18 protein-coding genes are annotated in these 20706 nt (G+C 60.1%); 17 read left to right on the forward strand and 1 reads right to left on the reverse strand.

Going from position 1 to position 20706, the window contains the following annotated elements; all coding sequences use genetic code 11:
* Positions 1 to 155 precede the first annotated feature (155 nt).
* From secE to rpoC, 8 genes are all read left to right on the forward strand, one after another.
* Positions 156 to 356 (forward strand): preprotein translocase subunit SecE, encoded by a 201-nt coding sequence (gene secE / locus GA0004734_RS10005; protein ID WP_062594489.1) that lies wholly within the window; start codon positions 156 to 158, stop codon positions 354 to 356.
* A 16-nt stretch (positions 357 to 372) separates the two neighbouring features.
* Entirely contained in the window at positions 373 to 903 is a 531-nt protein-coding gene (gene nusG / locus GA0004734_RS10010; RefSeq protein ID WP_062594498.1) for a transcription termination/antitermination protein NusG, read from the forward strand.
* Between the two features lie 229 nt (positions 904 to 1132).
* A complete protein-coding gene (gene rplK, locus GA0004734_RS10015) occupies positions 1133 to 1564 on the forward strand; it encodes a 50S ribosomal protein L11 (protein WP_092933386.1) in 432 nt (143 codons plus the stop codon).
* Position 1565: 1 nt separating this feature from the next.
* Positions 1566 to 2264, forward strand: coding sequence for a 50S ribosomal protein L1 (gene rplA, locus GA0004734_RS10020; RefSeq protein ID WP_062693455.1), 699 nt, complete (start codon positions 1566 to 1568; stop codon positions 2262 to 2264).
* A gap of 329 nt (positions 2265 to 2593) precedes the next feature.
* A complete protein-coding gene (gene rplJ / locus GA0004734_RS10025) occupies positions 2594 to 3115 on the forward strand; it encodes a 50S ribosomal protein L10 (RefSeq protein WP_092933387.1) in 522 nt (173 codons plus the stop codon).
* A gap of 59 nt (positions 3116 to 3174) precedes the next feature.
* A complete protein-coding gene (rplL, locus tag GA0004734_RS10030; RefSeq protein WP_092933389.1) occupies positions 3175 to 3552 on the forward strand; it encodes a 50S ribosomal protein L7/L12 in 378 nt (125 codons plus the stop codon).
* Between the two features lie 265 nt (positions 3553 to 3817).
* Positions 3818 to 7957 (forward strand): DNA-directed RNA polymerase subunit beta, encoded by a 4140-nt coding sequence (gene rpoB, locus GA0004734_RS10035; protein WP_092933391.1) that lies wholly within the window; start codon positions 3818 to 3820, stop codon positions 7955 to 7957.
* Positions 7958 to 8150: 193 nt separating this feature from the next.
* Positions 8151 to 12356, forward strand: coding sequence for a DNA-directed RNA polymerase subunit beta' (gene rpoC / locus GA0004734_RS10040; protein ID WP_092933393.1), 4206 nt, complete (start codon positions 8151 to 8153; stop codon positions 12354 to 12356).
* Positions 12357 to 12458: 102 nt separating this feature from the next.
* On the opposite strand, the gene GA0004734_RS10045 is transcribed toward rpoC, so the two are convergent.
* On the reverse strand, positions 12459 to 12755 hold the full coding sequence (locus GA0004734_RS10045) for a transcriptional regulator (RefSeq protein WP_092933395.1): 297 nt from the start codon (positions 12753 to 12755) through the stop codon (positions 12459 to 12461).
* Positions 12756 to 13304: 549 nt separating this feature from the next.
* Here GA0004734_RS10045 and rpsL point away from each other — a divergent pair.
* The 9 genes from rpsL to rplB all read left to right on the forward strand — a co-directional run bounded on the left by rpsL (position 13305) and on the right by rplB (position 20703).
* On the forward strand, positions 13305 to 13676 hold the full coding sequence (gene rpsL / locus GA0004734_RS10050) for a 30S ribosomal protein S12 (RefSeq protein ID WP_003507760.1): 372 nt from the start codon (positions 13305 to 13307) through the stop codon (positions 13674 to 13676).
* Between the two features lie 57 nt (positions 13677 to 13733).
* On the forward strand, positions 13734 to 14204 hold the full coding sequence (rpsG, locus tag GA0004734_RS10055) for a 30S ribosomal protein S7 (protein ID WP_018325882.1): 471 nt from the start codon (positions 13734 to 13736) through the stop codon (positions 14202 to 14204).
* A 30-nt stretch (positions 14205 to 14234) separates the two neighbouring features.
* A complete protein-coding gene (fusA, locus tag GA0004734_RS10060) occupies positions 14235 to 16334 on the forward strand; it encodes an elongation factor G (protein ID WP_092933397.1) in 2100 nt (699 codons plus the stop codon).
* 69 nt (positions 16335 to 16403) lie between these two features.
* Positions 16404 to 17579 carry an elongation factor Tu gene (gene tuf / locus GA0004734_RS10065; RefSeq protein WP_092933380.1) on the forward strand — a complete coding sequence of 392 codons (1176 nt, stop codon included), beginning with the start codon at positions 16404 to 16406 and terminating at the stop codon, positions 17577 to 17579.
* Positions 17580 to 17719: 140 nt separating this feature from the next.
* Complete coding sequence (gene rpsJ / locus GA0004734_RS10070) at positions 17720 to 18028, forward strand: 30S ribosomal protein S10 (RefSeq protein ID WP_003507767.1); 309 nt, start codon at positions 17720 to 17722, stop codon at positions 18026 to 18028.
* A gap of 173 nt (positions 18029 to 18201) precedes the next feature.
* Positions 18202 to 18897: a 50S ribosomal protein L3 gene (gene rplC / locus GA0004734_RS10075; protein ID WP_062468299.1), complete on the forward strand. Its 696-nt coding sequence runs from the start codon at positions 18202 to 18204 to the stop codon at positions 18895 to 18897.
* Entirely contained in the window at positions 18897 to 19517 is a 621-nt protein-coding gene (gene rplD, locus GA0004734_RS10080) for a 50S ribosomal protein L4 (protein WP_092933399.1), read from the forward strand. The genes rplC and rplD overlap by 1 nt, the downstream gene beginning before the upstream one ends.
* Entirely contained in the window at positions 19514 to 19807 is a 294-nt protein-coding gene (locus GA0004734_RS10085; protein WP_062468296.1) for a 50S ribosomal protein L23, read from the forward strand. Before rplD ends, GA0004734_RS10085 begins: the two co-directional genes overlap by 4 nt.
* A 59-nt stretch (positions 19808 to 19866) precedes the next feature.
* Positions 19867 to 20703, forward strand: a complete 837-nt coding sequence (rplB, locus tag GA0004734_RS10090) for a 50S ribosomal protein L2 (protein ID WP_062596582.1) — start codon at positions 19867 to 19869, stop codon at positions 20701 to 20703.
* Positions 20704 to 20706: the final 3 nt, after the last annotated feature.

Below are 20706 nucleotides of genomic sequence, written 5' to 3' on the forward strand. Positions count from 1 at the left end.
CCGCCGGACGCCCTCGGTGTTGGGTGGCATAATTCGCTTAAAAGATCGGAAAGTCCTTGTGATTTTCAGAATCGGTCTTTATGTAGGGTCCAACAGACACGCGGCGCGTGGGGCTGAGCATTCAGCTTTACGGGCCGTCAAGGCGTGAGCATTCAATGGCAGCGAAGACAAATCCCGTAACGTTTCTGAAGCAGGTTCGCTCCGAGACGGCAAAAGTGACATGGCCCTCCCGCCGGGAAACTGTGATCTCCACGCTGATGGTGTTTATCATGGTCATCATTTCTGCGGCTTTCTTCTTTGCTGCGGATCAATTGATGGGCTGGCTCATCGGCCTCGTCCTCAATGTCGGCATCTAATCGAGTGGGAATGAACATGGCTCCGCGTTGGTATATCGTTCACGCCTATTCGAACTTCGAGAAAAAGGTTGCCGAGTCGATCGAAGAGAAGGCCAAGCAAAAGGGCTTGAGCCATCTGTTTGAAAAGATCCTCGTTCCAACGGAAAAGGTTGTCGAAGTCCGTCGCGGCCGTAAGGTCGATGCCGAGCGCAAGTTCTTTCCGGGTTACGTGATGGTTCGCGCCAACCTGACGGATGAGGCTTATCATCTCATCAAGAACACACCGAAGGTCACCGGCTTCCTCGGTTCCGACAATAAGCCCGTTCCGATCCCCGACCATGAGGCCGAACGCATTCTCGGTCAGGTCCAGGACGGCGTGGACCGGCCGAAGCCCTCGATTTCTTTCGAGGTCGGCGAGCAGGTTCGTGTTTCGGATGGCCCCTTCGCGTCGTTCAACGGCATTGTTCAGGACGTCGACGAAGAGCGGGCTCGTCTCAAGGTCGAAGTTTCGATCTTCGGTCGCGCAACGCCGGTCGATCTTGAATTCGCTCAGGTCGAAAAGGTCTGAGCCGACGTAATGACGGTCCGCCTGAGGGTGGATCTTCAGGCGGCGATATCGCCGCCACCGCGTGGAAGGGGAAGGGCTCTTAGCCGGATCCGGGAACCGCACCACGCAACCGCAGCCGCCGCATTTCATCGAGATACGGCATCCGTGACCGGGAAACCGGTCGAACGCCCGGTTCACGGTGCGCCTTCACGGTGCATACGAGGGTCGGACAGAGAAAAGGCAGAGAGTAATGGCTAAGAAAGTTATGGGCCACCTCAAGCTCCAGGTGAAGGCAGGGTCGGCAAATCCGTCCCCGCCGATCGGTCCTGCACTTGGTCAGCGCGGCATCAACATCATGGAATTCTGCAAGGCGTTCAACGCTGCCACGCAGGAAATGGAAAAGGGCATGCCGATCCCGGTCGTCATCACCTACTTCCAGGACAAGTCCTTCACCTTCATGATGAAGAAGCCGCCGGTCAGCTACTTCCTCAAGAAGGAAGCAAAGATCACCTCGGGCTCCAAGACCCCGGGCAAGGGCGGCGCTGCCGCGACCCTCACCAAGGCTCAGATCCGTTCGATCGCCGAAGCCAAGATGAAGGACCTCAATGCAGCCGATATCGAAGGCGCGATGACCATGATCGAGGGCTCCGCCCGCGCCATGGGTCTGGAAGTGGTGGCGTAAGATGGCAAAGCTTGCAAAGCGCGTACAGAAGACCCGCGAAGGCGTCGATCCCACCAAGATCTACAGCCTGTCGGACGCTATCGGCATGGTTAAGGAACGGGCGATCGCCAAGTTCGATGAAACCATCGAGGTGGCCATGAACCTCGGCGTTGACCCGCGTCACGCCGACCAGATGGTCCGCGGCGTTGTCAACCTGCCGAACGGCACCGGCCGCGACGTTCGCGTCGCCGTTTTCGCACGTGGCGCCAAGGCTGACGAAGCCCGCGCTGCTGGCGCAGACGTCGTCGGCGCCGAAGATCTCGTCGAGATCGTCCAGGGCGGCAAGATCGATTTCGATCGCTGCATCGCGACCCCGGACATGATGCCGCTCGTCGGCCGTCTCGGCAAGGTTCTCGGCCCCCGTGGCATGATGCCGAACCCGAAGGTCGGTACCGTGACCATGGACGTCACCGGCGCCGTCAAGGCTTCCAAGGGTGGTGCTGTCGAGTTCCGCGTCGAGAAGGCTGGTATCATCCATGCCGGTATCGGCAAGGCATCGTTCGCTCCGGGCGCTCTGGAAGAAAACATCCGTGCATTTGCGGATGCCGTCGTGAAGGCGAAGCCGGCAGGTGCCAAGGGCAACTACGTCAAGCGCATCGCGATTTCCTCGACCATGGGTCCGGGCGTCAAGATCGATCTGTCGACGCTCAGCGTCGCCTGATTTTTTCGGTGGGGCGCAAGCCTTTCCGAACGTGAATTCCGGTCCTTCGGGACCGGATCTCCGGGCTTCGGCCCGGAACTCCTGTCCGAGATTGCAGGTGGTTATCCCTTAATCACTGATGCCTGCATGAGACGGGTGAGACCCGAATTTGTCCCGAGGCTCCGGCTGAGGGAAACATCGGTTCGAACCTCGGCTTGCCTTGTGAGCGCCTCGCAGCGCTTCGCAGGGGACAGGATCCTCGAGCGTCGCGCGGGATCGTTTGTATCCCGCGCGGCAAAGGCAAACCCGGCAGGCCTGCAGGATTGCGGTCTGCCAACTGGAGATAGGCAGTGGAAAGAGCGGAAAAACGCGAATTCGTCACGGAGCTGAACGAAGTCTTCAAGGCTTCCGGTTCGGTCGTCGTGGCCCACTATGCCGGCGTCACCGTTGCGCAAATGAACGATTTTCGTTCGAAGATGCGCGCAGCTGGCGGCACCGTCAAAGTCGCGAAGAACCGCCTGGCCAAGATTGCCCTTCAGGGTACGGAGTCCGAAGGGATCATCGATCTCTTCAAGGGTCAGACGCTGATTGCATACAGCACTGATCCGATCGTGGCTCCCAAGGTCGTCGTGGATTTTGCCAAGACCAACGACAAGGTCGTTGTTCTCGGTGGTTCCATGGGCACCACAACGCTGAATGCGGAAGGCGTCAAGTCGCTTGCGACCCTGCCTTCGCTGGACGAACTGCGTGGAAGGCTGCTGGGCATGATCCAGACGCCGGCTACCCGGATCGCAAGCGTTGTTGCAGCACCGGCAAGCCAGCTTGCCCGCGTGTTCGCGGCCTACGCCAAGAAGGACGAAGAAGCCGCATAAGGCGGTTTTTCGCTGTTTATATCAACATCGGTTCGAATTGAACAAAAGGAACTATGACTATGGCTGATCTCTCTAAGATCGTTGAAGACCTCTCCTCGCTGACCGTTCTGGAAGCTGCAGAACTGTCGAAGCTTCTCGAAGAAAAGTGGGGCGTTTCCGCTGCTGCACCGGTAGCTGTTGCTGCTGCCGGCGGTGCTGGCGCTGCTGCTCCCGTCGAAGAAGAAAAGACCGAGTTCGACGTTATCCTGGCTGAAGCCGGCGCTAACAAGATCAACGTCATCAAGGAAGTCCGCGCGATCACCGGCCTCGGCCTCAAGGAAGCCAAGGACCTGGTCGAAGCTGCTCCGAAGGCCGTCAAGGAAGGCGTCACCAAGGCTGAAGCTGCTGACCTCAAGAAGAAGCTCGAAGATGCTGGCGCCAAGGTCGACGTCAAGTAATCTGGCTTTGTGACAGAGAGAGGCGGCCCGAGAGGGCTGCCTCTCTTTGACCGTTTTTCGAACGTATTACCCGAAAGCCCCCACATAATCGGCTTTTTGGTAATGGGTTCTTCAAGAGGATGGTCCCGGCACCTGGACGACACGGCATTCCGCGCTTTGTGTCCTGGGCCGCGAGACGAGATTGAGCAATCCATCTTAGACGGGGTCGACTGGCCATCGGTCCCCGTCCGTTGCAGGCCCGGATGCACATATTGAAGGAGCGACGATGGCTCAGACCCTTACGTTTAACGGTCGCAGGCGCGTACGCAAGTTTTTCGGCAAAATCCCCGAAGTCGCAGAAATGCCGAACCTTATCGAGGTTCAGAAGGCGTCCTACGACCAGTTCCTGATGGTCAAGGAGCCGGCTGGCGGCCGTCCTGACGAGGGACTGCAGTCGGTTTTCAAGTCCGTCTTCCCGATCAGCGACTTTTCCGGCGCCTCCATGCTGGAGTTCGTCTCCTATGAGTTCGAGCCCCCGAAGTTCGACGTCGATGAATGCCGTCAGCGCGACCTGACCTATGCAGCGCCGCTCAAGGTGACGCTGCGCCTCATCGTGTTCGATATCGATGAAGATACGGGCGCGAAGTCCGTCAAGGATATCAAGGAACAAAACGTCTACATGGGCGACATGCCGCTCATGACGAACAACGGTACGTTCATCGTCAACGGCACCGAGCGCGTCATCGTTTCGCAGATGCACCGTTCGCCGGGCGTGTTCTTCGACCACGACAAGGGCAAGAGCCACTCGTCTGGTAAGCTGCTGTTCGCTGCACGCGTCATTCCATATCGCGGTTCCTGGCTCGATATTGAATTCGATGCCAAGGACATCGTGCACGCACGTATCGACCGTCGCCGCAAGATCCCCGTCTCCTCTCTGCTGATGGCACTCGGCATGGATGGCGAGGAGATCCTCGAGACGTTCTACACGAAGTCCTTCTACAAGCGTGACGGCAAGGGCTGGCGGATTCCGTTCCAGCCGGAGGTCCTCAAGGGCCAGAAGGCCATCACCGAGATGATCGACGCCGACACCGGCGAAGTCGTCGTGGAAAGCGGCAAGAAGCTGACGCCGCGTCTGCTGCGTTCGCTGACCGAGAAGGGTCTGAAGGCTATCAAGGCTTCCGACGACGATCTCTACGGCAACTATCTTGCCGAAGACCTCGTCAACATGGAAACGGGCGAAATCTTCCTGGAAGCCGGTGACGAGATCGACGAGAAGACGCTCGGCGTGATCCTGGGCGCGGGCTTCGATGAGATCCCGGTTCTCGACATCGACCACATCAATGTCGGCGCCTACATCCGCAACACCATTGCCGTCGATAAGAACGAGAACCGTCAGGACGCTCTGTTCGATATCTACCGCGTCATGCGCCCGGGCGAGCCGCCGACCATGGATTCGGCTGAAGCCATGTTCAACACGCTGTTCTTCGATTCGGAGCGTTACGATCTCTCCGCCGTCGGCCGCGTGAAGATGAACATGCGTCTCGACGTCGATGCTGCCGATACGGTCCGCGTTCTGCGCAAGGAAGACATCCTTGCCGTGGTCCGGATGCTGGTCGATCTGCGTGACGGCAAGGGCGAAATCGACGACATCGACAACCTCGGCAACCGCCGCGTTCGTTCCGTCGGCGAGCTGATGGAAAATCAGTATCGTCTCGGCCTTCTCCGCATGGAGCGCGCCATCAAGGAACGCATGTCGTCGATCGAGATCGACACCGTCATGCCGCAGGACCTGATCAACGCGAAGCCGGCAGCTGCCGCCGTGCGCGAGTTCTTCGGTTCCTCGCAGCTGTCGCAGTTCATGGACCAGGTGAACCCGCTCTCGGAAATCACCCACAAGCGCCGTCTTTCGGCTCTTGGACCGGGCGGTCTGACCCGCGAGCGCGCAGGCTTCGAAGTCCGCGACGTTCACCCGACCCACTACGGCCGTATTTGCCCGATCGAGACGCCGGAAGGCCCGAACATCGGTCTGATCAACTCGCTCGCAACCTTCGCCCGCGTCAACAAGTACGGCTTCATCGAAAGCCCGTACCGCAAGATCGTGGACGGCAAGGTGACGCGCGAAGTGGTCTACCTTTCCGCGATGGAAGAGGCCAAGTACCACGTCGCACAGGCCAACTCCGTGCTGAACGCCGAGAACGAATTCGAGGAAGAATTCGTCGTCTGCCGTCACTCGGGCGAAGTCATGCTGACGCCGCGCGACCAGATCAACCTGATGGACGTCTCGCCGAAGCAGCTCGTGTCCGTTGCCGCCGCTCTCATCCCGTTCCTCGAGAACGACGATGCGAACCGTGCGCTCATGGGCTCGAACATGCAGCGTCAGGCCGTGCCTCTGCTGCGCGCCGAAGCGCCGTTCGTGGGCACCGGCATGGAACCTGTCGTTGCCCGCGACTCGGGCGCTGCCATCGCGGCTCGCCGTAGCGGCGTCGTCGACCAGGTGGACGCGACGCGTATCGTTATCCGCGCAACGGAAGATCTCGAGTCCGGCAAGTCCGGTGTCGATATCTATCGCCTGCAGAAGTTCCAGCGCTCCAACCAAAACACCTGCGTCAACCAGCGCCCGCTGGTTACCGTCGGTGACATCCTGAACAAGGGCGACATCATCGCCGACGGTCCTTCGACCGACCTCGGCGACCTCGCACTTGGCCGCAACGCGCTTGTCGCGTTCATGCCCTGGAACGGCTACAACTACGAGGACTCGATCCTGCTGTCCGAGCGCATCGTGCGCGACGACGTGTTCACCTCCATCCACATCGAAGAATTCGAAGTAATGGCGCGCGACACGAAGCTGGGTCCGGAAGAAATCACGCGCGACATTCCGAACGTTTCGGAAGAGGCGTTGAAGAACCTCGACGAAGCCGGCATCGTCTATATCGGTGCGGAAGTGCAGCCGGGCGACATCCTCGTCGGCAAGATCACGCCGAAGGGTGAAAGCCCGATGACGCCGGAAGAAAAGCTCCTGCGCGCTATCTTCGGCGAGAAGGCTTCCGACGTCCGCGACACGTCCATGCGTATGCCCCCGGGCACGTTCGGGACCATCGTAGAAGTTCGCGTTTTCAACCGCCACGGCGTTGAAAAGGACGAACGTGCGATGGCGATCGAGCGCGAGGAAATCGAGCGTCTCGCGAAGGACCGCGACGACGAACAGGCGATCCTCGACCGCAACGTTTATGCCCGTCTGATCGACATGCTGCGCGGCCACGCCGCCGTTGCAGGTCCGAAGAACTTCAAGAAGGGCACGGAGCTGACCAACGCGATCGTCTCCGAATATCCCCGCTCGCAGTGGTGGATGTTCGCCGTCGAGGACGAAAAGGCTCAGGGCGAGATCGAAGCTCTGCGGGGTCAATACGACGAGTCGAAGTCGCTGCTCGAGCATCGCTTCATGGACAAGGTCGAAAAGGTCCAGCGCGGCGACGAAATGCCTCCGGGCGTCATGAAGATGGTCAAGGTCTTCGTCGCTGTGAAGCGAAAGATCCAGCCGGGCGACAAGATGGCCGGCCGTCACGGCAACAAGGGTGTCGTGTCGCGCATCGTTCCGATCGAAGACATGCCATTCCTGGAAGACGGTACGCATGTGGACGTGGTTCTGAACCCGCTGGGCGTGCCGTCGCGCATGAACGTCGGCCAGATCCTCGAGACGCACCTCGGCTGGGCTTGCGCCGGCATGGGTCGCAAGATCGGCGCGATGCTCGATGCCTATAAGGCAGGGGCTGAAATCCAGCCGTTGCGCGATGTCATCGACAGCGTCATCGGATCCGGTCCGAAGGGCGAGCCGATCAAGGACTACGACGACGATAGCATCGTTCGTCTGGCCGAGCAGACACGCCGCGGTGTGTCGATCGCGACGCCGGTCTTCGACGGCGCGGTGGAAGCCGACGTCAACGAAATGCTGGAGCAGGCAGGCCTGAACGTTTCCGGTCAGTCCACGCTTTACGACGGCCGCACAGGGGACCAGTTCGACCGTCAGGTGACAGTCGGCTACATCTACATGCTGAAGCTGAACCACCTCGTGGACGACAAGATCCACGCGCGTTCGATCGGTCCTTATTCGCTCGTCACCCAGCAGCCGCTTGGCGGCAAGGCCCAGTTCGGCGGTCAGCGCTTCGGGGAAATGGAAGTCTGGGCTCTGGAAGCCTACGGCGCCGCCTACACCCTGCAGGAAATGCTGACGGTGAAGTCGGACGACGTGGCCGGGCGTACAAAGGTCTACGAGGCGATCGTGCGCGGCGACGACACGTTCGAGGCAGGCATTCCGGAGAGCTTCAACGTTCTCGTCAAGGAAATGCGCTCCCTCGGCCTGTCCGTCGAGCTTGAGAACTCGAAGCTTGAAGAGCTCCAGCCGACGCAGCTGCCGGACGCCGCTGAATAAAACGCGATTGACGCGCGCGCCGCGACCAGGCGCGCGCAGGTCCTGCCGGTCATCCTTCTAAGGGGTGACGGGGCAGGGCGCTGAGCCGCACCCGATGCGGTTTTATCCGTTTGACGAGCAGAGGGGCCGGCGTCCCGGGAAATGCCGGCCACCCGCGCTCATGATAAGGGGCCTTGCCCCAAAGGAGATAGGCATGAACCAAGAGGTCATGAACCTTTTCAATCCGCAGATGCCTGCACAGACCTTCGATTCGATCCGTATCTCGATCGCGTCGCCGGAGAAGATTCTCTCGTGGTCGTTCGGCGAGATCAAGAAGCCGGAAACCATCAACTACCGTACGTTCAAGCCGGAACGCGACGGCCTTTTCTGCGCGCGCATCTTCGGGCCGATCAAGGACTACGAGTGCCTGTGCGGCAAGTACAAGCGCATGAAGTACAAGGGCATCATCTGCGAAAAGTGCGGCGTGGAAGTCACGCTGTCGCGTGTTCGCCGCGAGCGCATGGGCCACATCGAGCTCGCTGCCCCTGTAGCCCACATCTGGTTCCTGAAGTCCCTGCCGAGCCGCATCTCGACGCTTCTCGACATGACGCTGAAGGATATCGAACGCGTTCTCTACTTCGAAAACTACATCGTCACTGAGCCGGGCCTGACCTCTCTGAAAGAGAACCAGCTTCTCTCGGAAGAAGAGTACATGATCGCCGTCGACGAGTTCGGCGAAGATCAGTTCACGGCGATGATCGGCGCGGAAGCGATCTACGAGATGCTCGCCTCGATGAATCTCGAGAAGATCGCCGGCGATCTGCGCCAGGACATGGCTGACACCACGTCCGAGCTGAAGCAGAAGAAGCTGATGAAGCGCCTGAAGATCGTCGAGAACTTCATGGAATCCGGCAACCGCCCGGAATGGATGATCATGAAGGTCGTTCCGGTGATCCCGCCGGACCTGCGTCCGCTCGTGCCGCTGGACGGTGGTCGTTTCGCGACGTCCGACCTGAACGATCTCTACCGCCGCGTCATCAACCGCAACAACCGCCTGAAGCGGCTGATCGAACTGCGCGCACCCGGCATCATCATCCGCAACGAAAAGCGCATGCTGCAGGAATCCGTCGATGCGCTGTTCGACAACGGCCGTCGCGGCCGCGTCATCACGGGTGCCAACAAGCGCCCGCTGAAGTCGCTGTCCGATATGCTGAAGGGCAAGCAGGGCCGGTTCCGCCAGAACCTGCTCGGCAAGCGCGTGGACTATTCCGGCCGTTCGGTCATCGTGACCGGTCCGGAACTGAAGCTGCACCAGTGCGGCCTGCCGAAGAAGATGGCGCTCGAACTGTTCAAGCCGTTCATCTACGCTCGCCTCGACGCCAAGGGCTTCTCGTCCACCGTCAAGCAGGCCAAGAAGCTGGTCGAGAAGGAAAAGCCGGAAGTCTGGGATATCCTGGACGAGGTTATCCGCGAGCATCCGGTTCTGCTGAACCGCGCGCCGACGCTGCATCGTCTGGGCATCCAGGCCTTCGAACCCACGCTGGTCGAAGGCAAGGCCATCCAGCTGCATCCGCTCGTCTGCACGGCGTTCAACGCCGACTTCGACGGCGACCAGATGGCCGTTCACGTGCCGCTGTCGCTCGAAGCCCAGCTCGAAGCCCGCGTGCTGATGATGTCGACCAACAACATCCTGCACCCGGCCAACGGCGCGCCGATCATCGTTCCCTCGCAGGACATGGTTCTCGGGCTCTACTACCTGTCGATCATGAACCAGAACGAGCCGGGCGAAGGCATGGCTTTCTCCGACATCGGGGAGCTGCATCACGCGCTCGACAACAAGTCGGTCACGCTGCATGCCAAGATCCGCGGTCGCTTCAAGTCGGTCGATGAAAACGGCAAGCCGCTCTCCAAGATCTTCGAAACGACCCCCGGCCGCATGCTCATCGGCGAACTCCTGCCGAAGAACGTCAACGTGCCGTTCGACGTCTGCAATCAGGAGCTGACCAAGAAGAACATCTCCAAGATGATCGACACGGTCTACCGCCATTGCGGCCAGAAGGACACGGTCATCTTCTGCGACCGCATCATGCAGCTCGGCTTTGCCCACGCCTGCCGCGCCGGCATTTCGTTCGGCAAGGACGACATGGTCATTCCGGAAACCAAGGCGAAGATCGTCGGCGACACCGAGTCGCTGGTGAAGGAATACGAACAGCAGTACAATGACGGCCTGATCACCCAGGGCGAAAAGTACAACAAGGTTGTAGACGCCTGGGGCAAGGCCACTGAAAAGGTCGCCGAAGACATGATGGCCCGCATTAAGGCCGTCGAGTTCGACGACAACGGCCGTCAGAAGCCAATGAACGCGATTTACATGATGTCGCACTCCGGCGCGCGCGGTTCTCCGAACCAGATGCGTCAGCTGGGCGGGATGCGTGGTCTGATGGCCAAGCCCTCGGGCGAAATCATCGAGACCCCGATCATCTCGAACTTCAAGGAAGGTCTGACCGTTAACGAGTACTTCAACTCAACCCACGGCGCCCGTAAGGGTCTCGCAGACACCGCCCTGAAAACGGCGAACTCCGGTTACCTGACGCGTCGTCTCGTTGACGTTGCGCAGGATTGCATCGTCAACTCGGTCGATTGCGGTACCGAAAACGGCCTCACCATGACCGCCATTGTCGATGCCGGTCAGGTCGTTGCCTCCATTGGCGTCCGCGTTCTCGGTCGTACGGCGCTCGACAACATCGATCATCCGGTCACGGGTGAGCGCATCGTCGATGCTGGCCGCATGATCCTGGAAGCCGACGTCGTCGAGATCGAAAAGGCAGGCATCCAGTCGATCCGGATCCGCTCGGCCCTGACCTGCGAAATCCAGACCGGCGTCTGCGGCGTCTGCTACGGTCGCGACCTTGCCCGCGGTACCCCTGTCAACATGGGCGAAGCGGTCGGTGTCATCGCGGCCCAGTCGATCGGCGAGCCGGGCACGCAGCTCACCATGCGTACGTTCCACCTTGGTGGCACGGCAAACGTGGTTGACCAGTCGTTCCTGGAAGCATCGTACGAAGGCACGATCCAGATCAAGAACCGCAACATGCTGCGCAACTCCGATGGCATCCTCATCGCCATGGGCCGTAATATGGCGATCCAGATCCTGGACGAGCGCGGCGTGGAACGGTCCTCGCAGCGTGTGGCCTACGGTTCGAAGATCTTCGTGGATGACGGTGACAAGGTTCGTCGCGGTCAGCGCTTCGCAGAGTGGGACCCCTATACGCGTCCGATGATGACGGAAGTCGAAGGGACGGTTCACTTCGAGGATATCGTCGATGGTATCTCCGTTCTCGAAGCGACCGACGAAGCGACCGGCATCACCAAGCGTCAGGTTATCGACTGGCGTTCGACGCCAAGGGGTATCGACCTGAAGCCGGCCATCGTCATCAAGGACAAGAACGGCGTCGTTGCCAAGCTGTCGCGCGGTGGCGAAGCCCGGTTCCTGCTCTCGGTCGATGCGATCCTGTCGGTGGAGCCCGGTACGAAGGTGTCTCAGGGTGATGTGCTGGCACGTTCGCCGCTGGAAAGCGCCAAGACCAAGGACATCACCGGTGGTCTGCCGCGTGTTGCCGAGCTCTTCGAAGCGCGTCGTCCGAAGGACCATGCGATCATCGCGGAGATCGACGGGACGATCCGTTTCGGTCGCGACTACAAGAACAAGCGTCGCGTGCTGATCGAGCCGGCGGAAGACGGTGTCGAGCCGGTCGAGTACCTGATCCCGAAGGGCAAGCCCTTTCACCTTCAGGACGGCGACTATATCGAAAAGGGTGACTACATCCTCGACGGTAACCCGGCGCCGCACGACATTCTGGCGATCAAGGGCGTGGAGGCTCTGGCTTCCTACCTCGTGAACGAGATCCAAGAAGTCTACCGCCTGCAGGGCGTCGTCATCAACGACAAGCACATCGAGGTGATCGTTCGCCAGATGCTGCAAAAGGTGGAAGTCACCGACGCCGGCGACTCGACCTACATCGTCGGCGACAGCGTGGACCGGATCGAACTGGAAGACGTCAACGACCAGCTGATCGAACAGGGCAAGAAGCCGGCTTACGGCGATCCCGTCCTGCTCGGCATCACCAAGGCGTCGCTGCAAACGCCGTCCTTCATCTCGGCCGCGTCCTTCCAGGAAACGACCAAGGTGCTGACGGAAGCCGCGATCGCCGGCAAGACCGACGGTCTCCAGGGCCTCAAGGAAAACGTCATCGTCGGCCGCCTCATCCCGGCCGGCACCGGCGGCACCATGACGCAGATCCGTCGCATCGCCACGGCGCGCGACGAGATGATCCTCGAGGAACGCCGCAAGTCGACCGGAGCGGATACGGCAACGCCTATGCTCGCCGATATGGCCAGCGAGAACGCGCCTGCCGAGTAATCGTCAGACGCGACCCCTAAAAAAAGCCGCCCGGAGCGATCCGGGCGGCTTTTGACGTTTGGAAGTCTCAGAAGGTGAGGGCGGTTCAGACTTCGGGCGTGATCAGTTGAACCGGATGATCGCCACCTCTCCCTCCAGCGCACCCTTGTAAGCGGACGCATGCGGCTCATCTTCCGGCACGCCTTCGAGCATCCCAATCTGGTCGAGGTCCGCCTCGAGGAAGCCTTCCTCGGCCAGAGCGTTCAGAGCTTCACGGACAGCGGAGTCATCGTCGGCCGCACGGAGCACGACGTGAATATCGACACCTTCTCCGCCGCCGTCCTCTTCAAAGGCCTTGCCGATGATGATGAAGACCATGGGATCGTCGGAATTGTTGTCGTTGTCGGGCAGGACCGTCATGGAGACTCCTCTTGTCGGGTCTTTGAAAATGCAGCATTGAGCGCCAATGAAGTGATCTATATCAAAAGCGGCGGTCCCGACAATTCGTTCCCGCGGCATCTTCGAGCAGAAGCGATTCTTTCTGCAAGCTGTTGCCGATTCTCATGACGGACGATGACGTGCTGCCCTGGACTCCGTCTCGCAACCCGTCCCCCCGCGTCGGAAACCCCGCATTTGCGGGGTTTCGGCCGGACAGGAGGGGAGAATCTTTAGGATTTGCCCTTGACGGGAGGGGGGTAAAACAGTACACCCCGCCTCATCGGAGCCCATGTGAGGCTGGCTGGTTCGGAACGACACGTTCTGGAGTTCGCCTCAAACAAGGTTCAAACGCACGCCGAAGACCAAGAATGCTGCACGCAAGACGCCGGAAAACGGCGTCCTCTGCTTTTCATGGGGCATCTGCTGAAACGCGGATCGGCCCTTGTTCGCGCATTTCCACGCGTACGCAAAAGCCGGAGACGGCATTGATCCGCCCGAGAGGGTAACGAAGATTTTGCAAGGGATGGTTATATGCCTACCGTAAACCAGCTGATCCGCAAGCCGCGTCAGGCACAGGTCAAGCGCAACAAGGTACCGGCGCTTCAGGAAAATCCGCAGAAGCGCGGCGTTTGCACACGCGTCTACACGACAACCCCGAAGAAGCCGAACTCGGCACTTCGTAAGGTTGCCAAGATCCGCCTGACCAATGGCTTCGAAGTCATCGGCTATATCCCGGGCGAAGGTCACAACCTGCAGGAACACTCCGTCGTGATGATCCGCGGCGGCCGCGTCAAGGACTTGCCGGGCGTTCGCTACCACATCATCCGTGGTGTTCTCGATACCCAGGGTGTCAAGAACCGTAAGCAGCGCCGTTCGAAGTACGGCGCGAAGCGTCCGAAGTAATCGACCGCCAGCGCCATTTCGCTGGGTAAACAAAGATAAAGTTGAGAGACGAAACATATGTCCCGTCGCCATAGTGCAGAAAAGCGTGAGATCAATCCGGACCCCAAGTTCGGCGATCTCGTTGTCACCAAGTTCATGAACGCCATCATGCTTCATGGAAAGAAGTCGGTTGCTGAAAACATCGTTTACGGTGCTTTCGATGCCGTTCAGGGCAAGTTGAAGCAGGAGCCGGTCGCCGTGTTCCATTCGGCTCTCGACAACATCGCTCCGCACGTAGAAGTCCGTTCGCGCCGCGTTGGCGGTGCGACGTACCAGGTTCCGGTCGATGTTCGTCCGGAGCGCCGTCAGGCTCTCGCCATCCGTTGGTTGATCGCCGCAGCTCGCAAGCGCAACGAAACGACCATGATCGATCGCCTCTGCGGCGAACTCATGGACGCCGCGAACAATCGCGGTAGCGCAGTAAAGAAGCGCGAAGACACGCACAAGATGGCCGACGCCAACCGCGCTTTCTCGCACTATCGCTGGTAATCGACGTACATTTTCGAAAGGCAGTCCATCATGGCTCGCGAATATAAAATCGAAGACTACCGCAATTTTGGGATCATGGCGCACATCGACGCCGGCAAGACCACGACCACCGAGCGGATTCTTTACTACACAGGCAAGTCGCACAAGATCGGCGAAGTGCACGACGGCGCTGCCACCATGGACTGGATGGAGCAGGAGCAGGAACGCGGCATCACCATCACGTCCGCTGCGACCACGACCTACTGGAAGGGTCGCGATGGCACCATGCGTCGCTTCAACATCATCGACACACCCGGCCACGTCGACTTCACAATTGAAGTCGAGCGTTCGCTGCGCGTTCTTGACGGCGCTATCGCTCTTCTCGACGCCAACGCCGGTGTCGAGCCGCAGACGGAAACCGTCTGGCGCCAGGCTGAGAAGTATAACGTTCCGCGCATGATCTTCTGCAACAAGATGGACAAGACGGGCGCTGACTTCTATCGCTCGGTATCCATGATCAAGTCGCGTCTCGGCGCGATCCCGGTCGTCATGCAGCTGCCGATCGGTGCAGAAACCGAATTCAAGGGCGTCATCGATCTGATCGAGATGAATGCTCTCGTCTGGCGTGACGAATCGCTCGGCGCCCAGTGGGACGTCGTCGAAATTCCGGACGATATGAAGGACAAGGCTCAGGAATATCGTGAGCTCCTGATCGAGACGGTTGTCGATATCGATGAAGAAGCGATGGAGAACTACCTGAACGGTGTCATGCCTGACAACGATCAGATCCGTGCTCTCGTTCGTCGCGGCACCATCGACGTCAAGTTCCACCCGATGTTCTGCGGCACGGCCTTCAAGAACAAGGGCGTTCAGCCCCTGCTCGACGCCGTCTGCGACTACCTGCCGTCGCCGGCCGACATCCCTGCCATCAAGGGTATCGACGTCAAGACGGAAGCCGAAATCGAGCGTCATGCAACGGACGAAGAGCCGCTGTCCATGCTCGCGTTCAAGATCATGAACGATCCCTTCGTCGGTTCGCTCACCTTCGCCCGCATCTATTCCGGCAAGCTCGAAAAGGGCACGTCGGTCATGAATACGGTCAAGGAAAAGCGCGAGCGCGTCGGCCGTATGCTGCAGATGCATTCCAACTCCCGTGAAGACATCGAAGAAGCCTTCGCTGGCGACATCGTCGCTCTCGCTGGCCTCAAGGAAACCACGACGGGTGACACGCTCTGCGATCCCCTGAAGCAGGTCATCCTCGAGCGCATGGAATTCCCCGAGCCGGTCATTCAGATCGCCATCGAGCCGAAGTCCAAGGGCGACCAGGAAAAGATGGGCCTCGCGCTCAACCGTCTGGCTGCCGAAGACCCGTCGTTCCGCGTCAAGACGGACGAAGAGTCCGGCCAGACGATCATTGCCGGCATGGGCGAACTTCACCTCGACATTCTCGTTGATCGCATGCGTCGCGAGTTCAAGGTCGAAGCCAACGTCGGTGCGCCGCAGGTTGCTTATCGTGAGACCATCACGAAGAAGCACGAGGAAGACTACACGCACAAGAAGCAGTCCGGTGGTACCGGCCAGTTCGCGCGCGTCAAGATCGTCTTCGAACCCAACCCGGATGGCGACGAGTTCAAGTTCGAGTCCAAGATCGTCGGTGGTTCCATTCCGAAGGAATACATCCCCGGCGTTCAGAAGGGCATCGAAAGCGTTCTGTCTTCCGGCCCGCTGGCGGGCTTCCCGATGCTCGGCGTCAAGGCGACGCTCATCGACGGTGCCTTCCACGATGTCGACTCCTCGGTCCTCGCCTTCGAAATCGCATCGCGTGCCTGCTTCCGTGAAGCATCGCGCAAGGCCGGCGCTCAGCTGCTCGAGCCGATGATGAAGGTTGAAGTCGTTACCCCGGAAGATTACGTCGGCGACGTCATTGGCGACCTGAACTCGCGTCGTGGTCAGATCCAGGGCCAGGAAAGCCGCGGTATCGCCGTGGTAATCGCTGCCAACGTGCCGCTGGCCAACATGTTCAAGTACGTCGACAACCTGCGCTCCATGAGCCAGGGCCGCGCGCAGTACTCGATGGTCTTCGATCACTACGCACCGGTTCCGTCGAACGTCGCAACCGAAATCCAGGCGAAGTACTCCGGTCAGAAGTGACCGGAGCTTGACTGACGCCCGTTAAAACAGAATTGAACCCCGCAAGGGGCCACAGATGGAGAGCCGAAAATGGCAAAGAGCAAGTTTGAACGCAACAAGCCGCACGTGAACATCGGAACGATCGGTCACGTCGACCATGGCAAGACGTCGCTGACGGCAGCGATCACGAAGTACTTCGGCGAATACAAGGCGTACGACCAGATCGACGCCGCTCCGGAAGAAAAGGCCCGCGGCATCACCATCTCGACGGCACATGTCGAATATGAGACGCCGGCTCGCCACTACGCGCACGTCGACTGCCCCGGCCACGCCGACTACGTCAAGAACATGATCACCGGTGCGGCGCAGATGGACGGCGCGATCCTCGTCTGCTCGGCAGCCGACGGCCCGATGCCCCAGACCCGCGAGCACATCCTGCTGGCCCGTCAGGTCGGCGTTCCCGCCATCGTCGTGTTCCTCAACAAGGTCGACCAGGTTGACGACGCAGAACTTCTCGAGCTTGTCGAGCTGGAAGTTCGCGAACTCCTGTCGTCCTACGACTTTCCCGGCGACGACATTCCGATCGTCAAGGGCTCGGCTCTGGCCGCTCTCGAAGATTCGGACAAGAAGATCGGCGAAGACGCCATCCGCGAACTGATGGCCGCTGTCGACGCGTACATCCCGACGCCTGAGCGTCCGATCAACATGCCGTTCCTGATGCCGATCGAAGACGTGTTCTCGATCTCGGGTCGTGGTACGGTTGTGACCGGTCGCGTCGAGCGCGGCATCGTCAAGGTCGGTGAAGAAGTCGAGATCGTCGGCATCCGTGCGACGTCCAAGACCACCGTCACCGGCGTCGAAATGTTCCGCAAGCTGCTCGACCAGGGCCAGGCCGGCGACAACATCGGCGCTCTCGTTCGCGGCGTCACCCGTGACGGCGTCGAGCGTGGCCAGATCCTGTGCAAGCCGGGTTCGGTCAAGCCGCACAAGAAGTTCATGGCCGAAGCCTACATCCTGACGAAGGAAGAAGGCGGCCGTCATACGCCGTTCTTCACGAACTATCGTCCGCAGTTCTACTTCCGCACAACGGACGTGACGGGCATCGTGACGCTGCCGGAAGGCACGGAAATGGTCATGCCGGGCGACAACGTCACCGTCGCCGTCGAGCTGATCGTTCCAATCGCGATGGAAGAAAAGCTGCGCTTCGCAATCCGCGAAGGCGGCCGTACCGTCGGCGCCGGCATCGTGGCTTCGATCGTCGAGTAATCAGCGGCTGGGCCGTTGACCTAGCAGGGACCGGGCGCTAACAACCCGGTTCCTGCGCTTTTTGACAAGACGCGGCCGACCGTAACAATTGAAGATTTGGCGTATGGCCAGTTGCCCATACGGAAAAAAGGACTAGTCGAATGAACGGCCAGAATATCCGCATCCGCCTCAAGGCGTTTGATCACCGGATCCTCGATGCCTCCACGCGCGAAATCGTGTCGACGGCCAAGCGTACGGGCGCCAGCGTCCGTGGCCCCGTGCCGCTGCCCACGCGTATCGAAAAGTTCACGGTCAACCGGTCGCCCCACGTCGACAAGAAGAGCCGCGAACAGTTCGAGATGCGCACGCACAAGCGTCTTCTCGATATCGTCGACCCGACCCCGCAGACGGTCGACGCCCTGATGAAGCTCGATCTGGCCGCCGGCGTCGACGTCGAGATCAAGCTCTAAAGGCCCCTCCCGGAACGCTTCGGACCGGGTGGATATAACAAGGAAGGTACGTGGACATTCCGTCCAACGACTTCCAGAAACGGGTGACCAATGGCGCGAATGCCGGACGGAAGCCTTGAACAAAGAGGCTGAAGGGGTTTCCCCCGACAGGGACTCTGAAGAGGAATGAACCGATGCGTTCAGGTGTGATTGCACAGAAAGTGGGAATGACCCGGGTCTACAACGACGCCGGCGAGCACATTCCAGTGACCGTGTTGCGGATGGAAAACTGCCAGGTGGTGGGCCAGCGCACGGAAGAAAAGAACGGCTACGTCGCCGTGCAGCTCGGCGCAGGCCAGGCGAAGGTCAAGAACACGCCAAAGGCGATGCGCGGCCACTTCGCCGCCGCAAACGTCGAGCCGAAGGCGAAGCTGGTCGAGTTCCGGGTAACCTCGGAAAACCTGATCGACGTCGGCTCCGAGCTGACGGCAAGCCACTTCGTCACCGGCCAGCTGGTTGACGTCACCGGCACCTCGATCGGTAAGGGCTTTGCCGGCGCCATGAAGCGCCACAACTTCGGTGGTCTGCGTGCGACGCACGGCGTTTCGGTCTCGCACCGTTCGCATGGTTCGACCGGTTCCAATCAGGATCCGGGTCGCGTCTGGAAGGGCAAGCGCATGGCTGGTCATATGGGCCAGACGCGCATCACCACCCAGAACCTCGAAGTCGTATCCACCGATGAAGACCGCGGTCTGATCCTCGTCAAGGGTGCCGTACCCGGCTCCAAGGGCTCCTGGATCGTCGTCCGCGACGCCATCAAGGCCGGCATTCCGGAAAACGCTCCGCGTCCGGCCGGCGTCCGCGCAGCAGCACATGAGGGAGCCGAATAATGGATCTCACCGTCACCACACTGGATGGTAAGGACGCAGGCACGGTTTCCCTGTCCGATGCCATCTTCGGCCTGGATGTCCGTAAGGACCTGATCGCCCGCGTCATCCGCTGGCAGCTCGCCAAGAAGCAACAGGGCACGCACAAGACCCTGACGCGCGGCGAAGTCTCCCGCACCGGCGCCAAGATGTACAAGCAGAAGGGTACGGGCCGCGCTCGTCACCATTCCGCACGCGCTCCGCAGTTCCGCGGCGGTGGCAAGGCTCACGGCCCGGTCACGCGCAGCCACGAGCATGACCTTCCCAAGAAGGTTCGCGCGCTCGGCCTGCGTCACGCCCTCTCTGCCAAGCTGAAGGCCGATGAACTGATCATCATCGACAGCCTGGTTGCGACGGAAGCCAAGACGAAGTCCCTGACCGGTGCATTCGCATCGCTGGGCCTGACCAACGCCCTGTTCATCGGCGGCGCCGAGCTCGACAACAACTTCAAGCTCGCGGCCAAGAACATCCCGAACGTGGACGTTCTCCCGATCCAGGGCATCAACGTTTACGACATTCTGCGCCGCGGCAAGCTCGTGCTTTCCAAGGATGCGATCGAGGCTCTGGAGGAGCGGTTCAAGTGACGGATCTTCGCCATTACGATGTGATCCTCTCTCCGTCGATCACTGAAAAATCCACGCTGGTTTCTGAACAGAACCAGATCATCTTCAACGTCGCCAAGGACGCATCGAAGCCTGAGATCAAGGCTGCGATCGAAGCTCTGTTCGGCGTCAAGGTTACGGCAGTGAACACGCTTCTCCGCAAGGGCAAGCTCAAGCGCTTCCGTGGCTTCGCTGGCCGGCAGCGAGATGTCAAGAAGGCGATCGTCACACTTGCTGACGGTCAGTCCATCGACGTCTCCACCGGACTCTAAAGGTTAAACCCAGAGCGGTTTCATAACCCCCGGGTAAAGACCCAAAAGGGAACAAGAAAATGGCATTGAAAAGTTTCAATCCGACGACCCCGAGCCAGCGTCAGCTGGTCATCGTCGATCGGTCCTCGCTCTATAAGGGCAAGCCGGTTAAGGCGCTGACACAGGGTCTCACCAAAAGCGGTGGTCGTAACAACCTCGGCCGTATCACGGCTCGCTTCATCGGCGGCGGTCACAAGCGGACTTATCGCCTGATCGACTTCAAGCGTCGCAAGTTCGACGTTGATGGCACGGTCGAGCGTCTCGAATACGACCCGAACCGTACGGCGTTCATCGCGCTGATCAAGTACGAAGACGGCACGCAGGCCTACATCATCGCGCCGCAGCGCCTCGCCGTAGGTGACAAGGTCATCGCCTCCGAGAAGGCTGTCGACGTAAAGCCCGGCAACACCATGCCGCTGCAGTTCATCCCGGTCGGCTCCATCATCCACAACGTGGAAATGAAGCCCGGAAAGGGTGGCCAGATGGCGCGCTCGGCAGGCACCTACGTGCAGCTCGTCGGTCGTGACCAGGGCATGGCGATCCTGCGCCTCAACTCCGGCGAACAGCGCTTGGTTCATGCGAGCTGCCTCGCATCGATCGGCGCCGTGTCCAACCCGGATCATGGCAACATTAACGACGGCAAGGCCGGTCGTACACGCTGGCGCGGCAAGACCCCGCATAACCGCGGTGTTGTCATGAACCCGGTCGACCACCCGCACGGCGGCGGCGAAGGCCGTACCTCGGGCGGCCGTCACCCGGTTTCTCCGTGGGGCAAGCCGACCAAGGGCAAGCGCACGCGTTCGAACAAGTCGACCGACAAGTTCATCATGCGTTCGCGCCATCAGCGCAAGAAGTAAGAA

Origin of the sequence: Rhizobium sp. 9140, from assembly GCF_900067135.1 — a bacterium.
Classification (GTDB): domain Bacteria; phylum Pseudomonadota; class Alphaproteobacteria; order Rhizobiales; family Rhizobiaceae; genus Ferranicluibacter.